Source organism: Chryseobacterium paridis, assembly GCF_016595215.1.
GTDB classification, from domain to species: domain Bacteria; phylum Bacteroidota; class Bacteroidia; order Flavobacteriales; family Weeksellaceae; genus Chryseobacterium; species Chryseobacterium paridis.
This window is the reverse complement of sequence record NZ_JAENHK010000007.1, coordinates 336,874-349,239: the sequence shown is the minus strand read 5'-3', so window position 1 is coordinate 349,239 and position 12,366 is coordinate 336,874. Positions and strand designations below refer to the sequence as shown.

Here is a 12,366-nt window from a genome sequence, read left to right as displayed (position 1 = left end):
AATCAATATTATTATGGAACCAAAAAACATTTCAAGAATAGCGCTTGGTGCCTTCCTTATTACAGCTGGAATCGGACACCTTACCTTTGCCAGAAAAGAATTTCAAGCTCAGGTTCCTGAGTGGGTACCTTTGAAAAAAGATGATACAGTAGTATATTCCGGAATTGCCGAAATACTGCTAGGAACAGCAACTATTGTGACACCTAAAAAGTATAGAAGTGCGATGGGGAAATTTATAGCAGGATTTTTTGTAGCGGTACTTCCTGGGAATATTGCCCAATATAAAAACAGAAGGGATTCTTTTGGACTTAATACAGATAATCAAAGGTTGGCAAGGCTTTTTCTACAGGCTCCTCTTATCGTATGGGCATTGAAATCTACAGAAAATTAGAAATTCACTTTCTCCAACAGCTGGTCATATTTAAAAATTTTTACTTCAAATAATCTTATTATCTGTCGCAAAAGAAAGTGCCTCTGTAAAGTTTTTGACGCCAAAGGCATCAAAAATTTTTCGTCTGTAATATTTGACAGTATCTGATGAAACAAATATTCTTTCAGCAATCTGATTGATGGTTAGCCCCTGGGCATACAATCTAAGGATTTCCAATTCTTTCTCTTTGAGTTTTGATCTCTTTTCAGCGATCCAAACTTTTTTTGATACATCTAATTTCCACAATACATCTGAGCCTTGTTTATGTATGGTCACATTTCCTGCACTTTTATTATGTGAAATAGATACTACGCAAAGCGATTTCCAGACTGATCCATTTCTATCAAGAAAAAGAGGGGTCAATTTATGATTAATAAGAACTGGCTTATTATACTTTCCTTTCAAATGAAAGTCGTAGGAAATACTATATAATTTCCGTTCATCAGTTTTAGGTAATTTATCGTAAAAATCAAATCCAAGATTATTAACGAGACTTAGCAGTTCCAAATCTTCATTGGGTACATTTTTAAAATAAAATTCATATCCCATCTTAAGTACTTCATCAGAAGAATATCCAGCTAAAAACAAGGGATTATCAGAAACATATTCAAACTTTAATTCTTCATAATCAATTACATAAACGCTTTGATAAGTGATTTTAGCAAAAGACTTTACTATTTCCAGATAATTGCCTAACTGAAGCGTATCCTCATTCGAAACTGATGTAATTCTGTTTCTATTAAATAATGAATTTTTTTCATTTTCCATTGCATAAAAATATCAAAAACTAAACAAAGGTGTAAAGTTTATTCAAGATAATTTATTTTTTTTTGCAATAAAAATTACACTAACGATGAGCGACGAATTTTGTTCAAACTGTAAACAAAATGCAAAACCCAAAAGAATCGATGGCCGCTATATTCTCCACGAGATTGAGCATGTTTTGCATTTTGAAAGAGGTATTTTATATACAGTAAGAGAATTACTAATAAGACCCGGAGAAAATATTAAGAACTTCATCACTGAAAATAGAAGCAGGCTGGTAAAACCAGTCATATTTATTATTGTATCCTCATTAATTTATACCCTGATCAGCCACTTCTTTCATATTGAAGAAAGTTATATCAAATATGATAACGCGAATGGATCACCTAATGCAATTAATAACTGGATTCAAAGCCATTATGGATATTCAAATATGATAATGGGTGGATTTATTGCTCTTTGGTTAAAATTATTTTTCAAAAAATATGATTACAATTTTTTTGAAATATTAATTCTACTCTGCTTTGTCCTTGGAATGGAAATGTTGCTATTTTCTGTTTTTGCACTTTTTGAAGGATTAACCAAGCTTCCTGTAATGCAAATTGCTGCAGTCATTATCTTCATCTATTTTTCCTGGGCTGTCGGACAATTTTTTGATAAAACCAAGATAGGAAGTTATCTGAAAGCCCTTGTTTCCTATATTCTGGGAATGCTCACATTTGGAATTGCTTTACTTATCTTAGGAACATTAACTCATTTAATTACAAAACAATAGATATGATCATTGTCATTTCAATTTTATTGGTCTTATTCTTATTAAGCAGAAAAAGCAAGAAATAATTTTCTTGCTTTTATTTAGCTATTTACCTACAACTTTTTATAACCGTATTTCCAACAAATACTATCCGTAAAAACACTAATATTGACAAGCAGCACGTAATTCTTTTCTTATTTTCAATCAATTAATATATATTTGATGGCATAAAACCAATTAATCATATCATCAAACTATTAATATAGATAATGCTAGAATAGTATGTATCAGGCCAACACAAATTCTATGAGAAAAAAGCTACCCTGTCATAGCACAGCCACTCATCCTATCTTAAACTTATTTACTAAAAAAGACCTGCTTGTTCTGAAGAATAAAATAAAAGATATTTTTCAGCTAGCTTATTCAATCATCTTTCTACCCCTAATACTACAAAACTAATACTACATATGAAGAAATTATTTGCTTTAACATTATTCGCATTCCTCTTGAATATATCAGTCTTTTCACAGGAAAAAATCTATTTTGATGAAAACTGGGAAAAAACAACTCAAGACAAAATGGAATATTATCGTCAAACTGAACCAAAAGGAAAGCTGATCTTAATTAAAGATTATTATAAAGATGGTACTCTTCAAATGGAAGGGCTAGCTTCAGATGCAACCCCACAAAGCGAAGTGTATGATGGAAAGGTAACCTGGTATACCCGGGAAGGAAAAACTTTAAGTTTTTCGACATATTCTAAAGGTAAACAGGTAGGACCGACTCAGTCATTTGATGCAAAGGGAAGGCTATTGGAGGATGTAACGTATTCTAAAGATGGTAGCTTTACAGGGAAAACTTTTACCTACAAGGACATAGAAAATTTTGTTTATTTTAATTCAGCTACTGTATATGAAAGTCCTGAAGTATATAAAATGATCATTTATGATGATGACATCAAAGGAATCAGATATGAAACAAGCACTGATAAAGCAGGCAATTCTGAAACTAAATATTACGGTGACAAAGGTAAATCTATTGGAAGTTACTCTTCCACCTCAACCAATAATGGTGTTATCGTAGAATACTATTATAATCCTATGAAAGTCTCCAAAATTGAGAAGTACAAAAATGGAAGTATAGTAGAAAGTACCATATTTGGAGAAAATGGGAAAGTACTACAGGAAGAGAAAAAAAATAAAAAAGATGGTTACAAAACAACCTATGATGAATCCGGAAAAAAGATAGGAAACTTAATTTACAAATTGAGTTCTGAAGGAGAGTATCTTACACCCTACGAAGGAGAGGACTATCAATTGTCCTATAATTTCTTACAATTTTCAACCATTGAGGTGTACAAAAATGGATCACGTATATTAAATAAAGAGTTTAATGAGACTGGAAAATTGTTTTCGGAGAAAACCCTCAAAGATGATGCAGTACAGGAAATCAAATATTATAATGACAATGGAAGTTTAAAATCCAGTATCATCTACAAGGATGGCTTACCCTATAGTGGTACTTTATATGAAACTAATCTTGAGGAACAGTATAAAGATGGGGTTTTAATTCATTCCAAGGTTTTTTCAGAAACGGGTAAAATACAATCAGAAAAAAAATTCAATGCGGCCAAGAACACATATGAATCAACTATTTATAATGATAAAGGATCTATTCTTTATACCTATATCCAATCATTGAATGAAGATTCTTCATTCTCAGCACAGATTGTACAATACATCAATGGAAAACCTGCTAATAAATCTGTAATAAAAAACGAAATCATTCAAAGTGGAAAGATCAAATTTAAAACAGATTATGTCACTAAGGAAATAGAACGTAGCGGAAAATGGATCATATTAAAAGTGTATGATGCCAATGGGAAACTTGTTCAGGATTCAAAAATTTCAGCAGAGTCGGAACAAGATGATACAAACTATAGTAAGCAAACCAGTATAACTGAAGACATTTTACTCTCTAGTAATTTGTAAACATAAAGACATTCTAAAATAAAATGCGGTCCTGTGAGGAACCGCATTTTTTATTATTTATTTAAATTGTTATTGTACAACAAGCTTTATTGTAAATAATTTTCGTGTATGAACTTTGACAAAATAGACTCCTTTTGGAAGGTTCTCATTCACTAAAGAGAAACGTTGGTTATGAACATTTTTAGATTCATAAAGCAAATCTCCTGTTGCAGATAATAGCTCAATCTTATCAATCGGGTAATCACTCTTAATAAATGTTGGTTCACCTGGTTTTGTTGGGTTAGGATAAAGTATCACATTTTTTTCAGTACTTTTTTGTACTTCACCTGTTCCTAAAGTAGGTCCTGATGTTACCTGAAATTGCTTTCTATTTGAAACCTCAGTATAAGAATCATTGGTAAACATTACCATATAGTAATTTCCTGGAGTTGTAGGCAATGCTGCTCCATTCAATACCTTGGTTCCCTGGGTTATTCCATCAAAATAAGTATAAGAAACAAAGTTATCATCTGGTGTCTGAACACTCTGTGGATAAATTCCCAGCCAGTCTTTAATGATTCCCGGAGAATCGGTCCAGGAAGCAGTAATGCTTTCACCAAGTGTATAAACTGGTTTATTGATCCATAAATCTGTAACGATATCTCCTACTTTAAAGAAGACTTTTTCACCAATCGCAGTGTAGCCATCTTCAAGGAAATACTGAGCAAAGTAATACCCTTTTGGTAATCCCGTAAAATCAAGGCTTCCAGCAGGAGTTGTTACATATTTGTAAGTAGCTGATGTATTGGTTCCTGGTGTTTGTCCCATTTTATAAATACCAATCCAGTCTTTTACAAGATTGGGTCCGTTACTGAAATTTATTTTCACCGTTCCACCTACCGGATATGCATCTGCTGTTGCCTGTAGAATCACCTTCGGTCCTACATAAAAATTCTTTCGCGGTGTAATTTCTGTATAGCCATCATTGGCAAAAAATCCTGCAAAATATTGACCTTTTGCTGCAAAACCATTCGTAAACGTAGCTGTTCCTGCTGTTTGTCCATTGGTATAAATATAAGCCTGCGAAGTTGTAGTACCCGGAACCTGTCCTTTTTTATAAACTCCTACCCAATCTGTCTGATTACCTGGTCCACCAGTGTAGGTTGCAGTTACAGGTGTATTTTGTAAATATTCGGTTTTATCTAAAGTAAATGTAGGGTTTGAAACTACACTTCCTGTTACTACAAATTGTTTCACATCACTCCACTCACTCCATTCCAGATTTCTGTCTCTGTAGCGCGTTTTCACATAATATGTTCCGTTAGAAATTGAGTTCGCCGGAAAAGTAACTTTTGTAATATCTACACCTGCATTTAGGTTTTTAGCCTTATCTACAGCTCCATCTTTTCCAAACCAGTTTTCAAAATCACGATAAAATTCTTTTTCAATAACAGAAAAATCTACGGCCTTACTGATTAAAAATTGTGTTGTATTTAAAAGTTCGTTATTAGGTGACGTAAAGTTACTTCCGTTTAAAGTTAGCGGAAGAGTTACTGGCGCTGAAAAAACATTGGTGATACTTGGCTTACCCGGTTTTGGCTGATTCTTGTATCTGTGGAAAGAATCTACCAATTCATTGTATTTCTTAGTATAAACTCCTCCGATAGAATAGCATTCTACATCTACTTTACCATTAGTTACATCTACTTCTACAATCTGGTATGTCCAGTCCGTTAATGTTTTCTGAACATCATCAAAATCCTGTTCAGTAGACATCCCCCAATATTGATCCCATGCAGTTCCTCCTGAGATAATCTGGTAATTCGGAGTATCTTTCAATTGTCCTCTGTGATATAAATGATGGTGCGCTCCAACGTGCATTAAATATTTGCTTGAAGAAGTTAACAAAGGAACAGCATTGTTTCTCACCCATGTTGAAATATCTCCTACATATTGCTCTGCCTGATAAGGTCTGTGGCTTAATGAAATGATCCAATCTACCGTAGGATCATTATTAGCAGCAGTCAGGATTTCTTGCAACCATGTTTGCTGAGCTGATCCAGTATGTTCAGAACTTAAACTTATGAACAACACATTTCCAGCTTGCTGAGCATAGTAGTTTTCATTTCCTGAGCTGATATTTTTATATTTGATCTCATCTATATAAAAGTGTGCATAATAAGAATTCATTCCCATTGTACCATAGGTTTCATGGTTTCCAACAGTGGTTTGAATTGGAAGGTATGGTGATAACTTGATATTCTTTTTAAAGTGAACATTTTCATAATGATCCAGCGTCCCAACATCTACCTGATCTCCTACCATAAAAGTAAGAGCAACATTATCGGAAGGATCTGAATTTGCACCAAATTTTTGTTTTAGCTTTTTGAATGCATTCAGAGTTAGGGTATCATATCTTGGTTCAGCTTTAATCTGATTGTCTCCCATAATAAAGAAACGTATTTTACCATCTACTGTGCTTGGTTGTCCTGGCAAAGGAAGCGTTCTAAAATTATAGACCGCAGACTCGCTGGTACCTGTTTTTATCTTATAGTAGTACTTCGTATTAGGCTGGAGATTGGTAACTTTCGCAGTATGATAATAATAATTGTTATTGTAGCCTGTGTCTGAAAAGATATTAGTTGTTCCTGTTACAGTAACATTCAGATTTGTTGGAGAATTTCCATAAAGTACTGTAGTTTCATTGTTTGATCCTGTTTTCCAATTCACGATCATCGAATTGGGTGTTGGATTTTGCAAATAGGGAAATAAAGCTTGCCCGAATGTCATTTGGACGACGACAAAACAAAAAAAGAAGAAGTAATGTTTCATAGAATAATTTTTTTTAGATTTGCATCCCTCAATAATTTATTGTTTTCCAATAAAATAAGAGAAATAATTTATAATTTTTACTTCGTGCAAAAGTAGAATTCCCCTATAAACACAGTTTCACGGGAAAGTAAAGGATATGTTAAGTTTTGAATGAAAAATCTATTGAAAAATGTATTATTTAATAATATAAATTTATTTGGATTATTCAAAACTAATTTTGTACATTTGCAACCTGTTATTCAACCTCTGACGAAAAACGTGTAAGTTGCTTAGCCTTAACATTATATTATAATTAATAATGGATTTATTAAAGTACGTACAAGAGAAGTACATTGCTAAAAAAGAATTCCCTGAATTCAAAGCTGGTGATACAATTACAGTGTATTACGAAATTAAAGAAGGACAAAAAACAAGAACTCAGTTCTTCAAAGGAACAGTTATCCAATTAAGAGGTACTGGTTCTACAAAAACTTTCACAATCAGAAAAATGAGTGGTGATGTAGGTGTAGAAAGAGTATTCCCTATCAACATGCCAGCTCTTCAAAAAATTGAAGTTGACAGAAGAGGTAGAGTTAGAAGATCAAGAATCTACTACTTCAGAGATCTTAAAGGTAAGAAAGCAAGAATCAAAGACGCTGCTTACAAAAAGAAATAATTCAGACAACAATACATACAAAAAGAGGCTTTCTAAATTTAGAAAGCCTCTTTTTATTGATACTATTCTTAAGATAATTTCAATTGAAAATCTCAAGGTCTATTTTATTTTATAAAGTTGTATAAAGCATCAAAAAACTTTGGATACACTTCAATATGTGGAAGATGACCCACATTTTCAATTTCTACAAGTTTTGATCCCATGATCTCTTTTTGCGTTTTCTTCCCTAATTCCTGATACTGTCCCATTCTAGCTTGTACTTCTTTAGGAGCTCTGTCTTTTCCTATAGCAGTTCGGTCTCTTGTTCCAATAATAAGTAATGTTGGCACTTTTATATTTTTAAATTCATATACTACAGGCTGATTGAAGATAATATCTGTGGTTAGTGCCGCATTCCAGGCTACCTGAGGATAATCTTTACTCAGCGTCCAGCCAGCTAATAGATCAAGCCATTTATCATATTCCGGCTTCCATTGATTATCATAATAAAACTTCAATTGATAGTCTTTATAGGTTTGATAAGTATTCTTTAATTCAGATTGATATGCAGTATCAATTGTCTGATATTTTGCTAAAACCTTGTAATCCTCCAATCCAATAGGATTCTCAAGAATTAATTTCTCAACCATTTCAGGATACATCAATGTAAACCTTGTTGCAACCATCCCTCCCATAGAATGTCCTAAAACTATTAATTTATCAATTTTAAGTTCATCCAGAATTACCTTCGTATTCGTTGCCAGTTGAGCAAAAGAAAACTGATAACTTTGAGGTTTTGAAGACTTTCCAAATCCGATCTGATCAGGAATAATCACTCTGAATCCTTTGCTTGAAAGATCTTTTGCTGTTTGCTCCCAATATGCCCCATTAAAATTTTTTCCATGAAGCAACATTATTATTTTTCCGTTAGATACCTTAGGTTGCACATCCATATAGGCCATTTTCAATTTTTGATTTTGAGAATTCAAATCAGTAAAATGAACTTCGAAAGGATATTCATAATTTGTAAGCATTGCATCCAAAGGTTTGAGCTGGGAAAACAATAGAGCAGGCATTACCATGAACAGTAAGATCGTAACTGCATTCTTAAAATGTATCATTTATTTTTATTTATGTAATAAAATTAAAAAAACCGTTTCAAAAGAAACGGCTTATTATTACTATTTTCAATTTAATTATAACATCAAGATACTTCGGCCACTTTTAGCTCCTTTTTAGCAGGCAAATTCATCAGAACGATAGCAAAAAGAATTAATGCAATCCCTGCCCATTGTACTAAAATTACTTTCTCTCCCAACAACACATACGCCATTGTCACAGATACAGGAAGCTCTAAAGATGAAATAATACTTCCTAATCCTAATCCAGTATTCGGGAATCCCATATTAAATAATATAGGTGGAATAATTGTTCCAAATACCGCTAAAACAAATCCATACGTCCAAAAAATTGAATAATCAAAAGCGTGGATATGTTCTGTATTTTCAGTAAAGTTTAAATAGACAGACTTTAAGCCATCGAAATAAAGCGGGCCAATCTGAGCAAAGAATAAAAATGCGAGAATAACGATAGAACCACCTGCAAGCATGATCATACTTTTTCTAAGAACAGGCAAATGCGTTGCCAGCGTATTTGAAGTAAACATCGTTAGTGTATACGATGACGCTGCCATTAATCCCCAAAAAACACCATGCCAATCCAGCTCTATATCAACATTGATCAGGTTGGTAGCCAATACGGTTCCCAAAAGAACAATAATGGTAGCAATTACTTTTCTTGCATTAGGAAATTTTCTTGTTAAAAAACTTTCTACAACCACACTAAACCACACAGATTGCATTAATAGTACAATAGCTATTGAAACATTGATGTATTGAACAGCAATGTAATAAAACAGACTCGTACAACCTAAAGATGTACCAGCCAACATCAGCATTTTAATTTCCTTACGGCTCGGTGATGATAATTTTGATTTAGAGGTTATTGTCTGGATAAAGTTCAGAATCAAAAGTCCGATCAATCCTAGTACAAACTGTGATGTAGTAACCTCCGATGTGGTATATCCCTCATGATAAGACATTTTAACAAATGTAGCCAACATCCCATAAACACTGGCTCCAATACCCACAAATAAAACTCCTTTCAGTAAATTTTTCTTCTTCATAATCTTTTTTACAGCCTGCAAAGGTACAATATAATAATTTAATTCACCTGAAGGTAATATACCTTATAGATAAATAAAATCACCTCAGACCAATCTGAGGTGATGTAAAATATAATAATTAAATTGTTTATTTTTTTACAATTACTTTAGAAGTAGCATCAAAGCCAAGGCCTTTTACTTTTACCAAGTAAGTTCCGCTCGTCATTCTATCAGTTGAGATTGCTTTTTTAGCATCCGGAGAAATTTTATCTTCAGTCAAAACTAACTTTCCAGACATATCATAAATTTCAACACTCACTTTACCCATCGTATTGCTTGGGAAGTTGATGAAGAATTCATTTTTAGCAGGATTAGGATAGATAGAAATTGAGTTCTCTTTTACAGATTTCACTTCATTAGTAGCTAATAAAGGACACTCATCAGGAACTATAAAACTTTCAACCTGATCATTGATATTAGTTTTTACCCCAGCGCTTGCCCCTACTCCAAGTCCTCTTTTTGCAAAAACTCTCCAGATCATACATTTATCTACTCCTGCAGTAGTAGCTTGTTCAGCCGCTAAAATAGCAGTTCTACCATCGATAAATGTAGGATTACATACCTGAAGCTTTAGAGCATCAGTAACAAGTTGTAATACTCTTGAACTACCGTTTGTTGTATTAGCTGTTACATCTGATGAATAACCATATTTAGCAACATATTGCCAGTGAAGATCCCATAACATGGATGCCCATACAAATCCTATCGAGTGTACATCCGGAACAATATTCCCACTTTGATTGGTATATTCCATACCATTAGTATCTCCATAGGTAAAATCATTGATTGAAAAATTAGGCGAATATTTAGCTGGGCGTATTCCATCTCCACTTGAAGGTTGTCCTGCAGCATATGTTGCCATTCCTCTTGGAACAGAAGCATTATCTCCCGCTTTATTAGTTAACATTAAAGCAAAGAAGTCAGACCACCCTTCTCCCATTTGCTCTTTATCTGATGAAGAATTTAAACAATTATATCCAGTCCCCGTTAATCTATTAGAAATTCCATGACCATACTCATGAGTTACGATTCCATTATCAAAACTACCATCTGGAGTAACACTTGTTGCTGGATCATTTTTCAAAGTTACATTTACAGCAGTAGATGCAGACAATTGACCTTTAATATATTCCCCCTCATCATTTGCAATTAATACAGAAGGAATGGTAACAGTCGCATCCGTTCCAGACATATTCCCTATTGTCGATCCATTAGCCACATTATTATAAATAATAGCAGCTGTTGCTCCTGCATCTTGTAGATTTTTTGTCTTAACAACGAAAGAACAAGTCCCTCTCTCTACCAATCCTACTTTTCCAGTAAGTGATCCTGCAGGTAATGCAGTACATCCATCCAATACGGATGATAATTGTACGTTCCCGGTAACTCCGGTAGCATTTAATGGAGAACCAAACTGTGCAACCCCCGCTGCTGGTTGACGTGGAACCGCAGCACTAGGAGTATTATAAAAGAAAAGTCTATTTCTAGTAGACCACAAATACATCTGCATTCTTCCATTATAATTATCTGGCGGACTTGAGAAGTTGGCATTATTAGTACCACCACCATCTTGTGCTTCTGCATAAACAGAATCATCATCAAGACCTCCTAATCCAAAATTATTCTGCTGGAAGTTTCTTGCGGATTCAGTAAATCCAAATTTATAGAAAACATCATGCACTCTATTATTAATATAGAACAAGTTAGTAATTGCAGCACTCTGATTAGCTGCTGGAGTACCATTAATATTGAATGGGAAATTAAAATTTCTCGAAGCTCCTCCATCAGGAGAAAAGCCAGGGTTATTTGTGTTAGCAGTATCTTCATACGCATACACGTTATTACCTCTTGTGATCGTATAATGTGTTGTACCATCAGAATGCCATCCCTCAGGTGAAGATGCTAGCATCCAAGGATTGGAAACAACCGATCTAGATCCGAAAGTAGGTGCCTCTATTGGTGTAGGAAATATATTATAACTTGCAGGATCAGCTATTAAAAACAGATTTTGCTGTTGAATATTATTTTCCGGGCCAACTAATTTATTATCATTTATTGCTAAAGCATCAGAAGCATATGAATCTGGTTTAAAATTACAAGATAATGTTAAATTATTTTTCTCAATAATACTTCCATTATTAGCATCCACCAAAATATTCCAATAATTTGAAGACTTTGGCTCCATTACGATATATTCATAAGCTAATCTCAAATCTCCATTCGCTGTGTTAGCATATACAAGTCTTTGTTTTGCTGTTTTTAGATTATTTGCGCTTTTCTCAAAAAAACCTAAAATAGAAAAATCAGAAATTTCAGAATTACCTAGTTCATTTGCTATCTTCTGAAGAGCAGAGCCTTTACTTATCACTGCAGATCCTGAAGTAGATTCTCCATAATTTTTTACAAAATTATCCGTATAATAAACAATCTTACGATCTCTGATAAGAGCAGTTCCCGCAGAGCTATAAACAGGTATCCCATTATATGTCTGCTGAAACTTGACGACATCACCATTTAAAGATTTTGAAGGATCTGTATTATCAATAATAAAATTGGTAAGATCAGACTTCTTATATTCCCTGATTTTATTCTGAGAAATATAATCTTTGATGAGTTGTTTATTTTCTTGCGAAAATAATTGTAAAGATGGAAAAACTGCGAATGCAGCAATCATAAGAGGTAGATTTATCTTTTTCATATACGTTAACAAAGCCGCTAATTTACAAATATTTACCAATCAAAAATCATTTTAATTAG

General features: G+C 33.5%; 9 protein-coding genes. 4 read left to right on the top strand and 5 right to left on the bottom strand.

Going from position 1 to position 12,366, the window contains the following annotated elements; all coding sequences use genetic code 11:
- The first annotated feature begins 13 nt into the window (after positions 1-13).
- A complete protein-coding gene (locus JHL15_RS08420) occupies positions 14-391 on the top strand; it encodes a DoxX family protein (protein WP_200245014.1) in 378 nt (125 codons plus the stop codon).
- 45 nt (positions 392-436) lie between these two features.
- Here the strand turns inward: JHL15_RS08420 and JHL15_RS08415 are convergent, their stop codons facing one another.
- Complete coding sequence (locus JHL15_RS08415) at positions 437-1,198, bottom strand: response regulator transcription factor (protein WP_200245010.1); 762 nt, start codon at positions 1,196-1,198, stop codon at positions 437-439.
- A gap of 85 nt (positions 1,199-1,283) precedes the next feature.
- Between JHL15_RS08415 and JHL15_RS08410 the strand changes: the two genes are divergently transcribed.
- Together JHL15_RS08410 and JHL15_RS08405 are read left to right on the top strand one after the other, a co-directional pair.
- On the top strand, positions 1,284-1,970 hold the full coding sequence (locus JHL15_RS08410; RefSeq protein ID WP_200245008.1) for a DUF3667 domain-containing protein: 687 nt from the start codon (positions 1,284-1,286) through the stop codon (positions 1,968-1,970).
- A gap of 446 nt (positions 1,971-2,416) precedes the next feature.
- Positions 2,417-3,940: a membrane-binding protein gene (locus JHL15_RS08405; protein WP_200245006.1), complete on the top strand. Its 1,524-nt coding sequence runs from the start codon at positions 2,417-2,419 to the stop codon at positions 3,938-3,940.
- 69 nt (positions 3,941-4,009) lie between these two features.
- Here JHL15_RS08405 and JHL15_RS08400 read toward each other — a convergent pair whose 3' ends face one another.
- Positions 4,010-6,751, bottom strand: coding sequence for a fibronectin type III domain-containing protein (locus tag JHL15_RS08400; RefSeq protein WP_200245005.1), 2,742 nt, complete (start codon positions 6,749-6,751; stop codon positions 4,010-4,012).
- Between the two features lie 298 nt (positions 6,752-7,049).
- Between JHL15_RS08400 and rplS the strand changes: the two genes are divergently transcribed.
- Complete coding sequence (gene rplS, locus JHL15_RS08395; RefSeq protein WP_200245004.1) at positions 7,050-7,406, top strand: 50S ribosomal protein L19; 357 nt, start codon at positions 7,050-7,052, stop codon at positions 7,404-7,406.
- Between the two features lie 104 nt (positions 7,407-7,510).
- Here rplS and JHL15_RS08390 read toward each other — a convergent pair whose 3' ends face one another.
- From JHL15_RS08390 to JHL15_RS08380, 3 genes are all read right to left on the bottom strand, one after another.
- Entirely contained in the window at positions 7,511-8,506 is a 996-nt protein-coding gene (locus JHL15_RS08390) for an alpha/beta fold hydrolase (RefSeq protein ID WP_200245003.1), read from the bottom strand.
- Positions 8,507-8,589: 83 nt separating this feature from the next.
- Positions 8,590-9,570, bottom strand: coding sequence for an EamA family transporter (locus tag JHL15_RS08385; protein WP_200245002.1), 981 nt, complete (start codon positions 9,568-9,570; stop codon positions 8,590-8,592).
- Between the two features lie 127 nt (positions 9,571-9,697).
- Positions 9,698-12,283 (bottom strand): T9SS-dependent M36 family metallopeptidase, encoded by a 2,586-nt coding sequence (locus tag JHL15_RS08380; RefSeq protein ID WP_234047716.1) that lies wholly within the window; start codon positions 12,281-12,283, stop codon positions 9,698-9,700.
- Between the last annotated feature and the right edge of the window lie 83 nt (positions 12,284-12,366).

Coding starts and splice junctions, on each gene's coding strand:
- JHL15_RS08420 (WP_200245014.1), top strand. CDS start 14: ATGGAACCAAAAAACATTTCAAGAATAGCGCTTGGTGCCTTCCTTATT.
- JHL15_RS08415 (WP_200245010.1), bottom strand. CDS start 1,198: ATGGAAAATGAAAAAAATTCATTATTTAATAGAAACAGAATTACATCA.
- JHL15_RS08410 (WP_200245008.1), top strand. CDS start 1,284: ATGAGCGACGAATTTTGTTCAAACTGTAAACAAAATGCAAAACCCAAA.
- JHL15_RS08405 (WP_200245006.1), top strand. CDS start 2,417: ATGAAGAAATTATTTGCTTTAACATTATTCGCATTCCTCTTGAATATA.
- JHL15_RS08400 (WP_200245005.1), bottom strand. CDS start 6,751: ATGAAACATTACTTCTTCTTTTTTTGTTTTGTCGTCGTCCAAATGACA.
- rplS (WP_200245004.1), top strand. CDS start 7,050: ATGGATTTATTAAAGTACGTACAAGAGAAGTACATTGCTAAAAAAGAA.
- JHL15_RS08390 (WP_200245003.1), bottom strand. CDS start 8,506: ATGATACATTTTAAGAATGCAGTTACGATCTTACTGTTCATGGTAATG.
- JHL15_RS08385 (WP_200245002.1), bottom strand. CDS start 9,570: ATGAAGAAGAAAAATTTACTGAAAGGAGTTTTATTTGTGGGTATTGGA.
- JHL15_RS08380 (WP_234047716.1), bottom strand. CDS start 12,283: ATGATTGCTGCATTCGCAGTTTTTCCATCTTTACAATTATTTTCGCAA.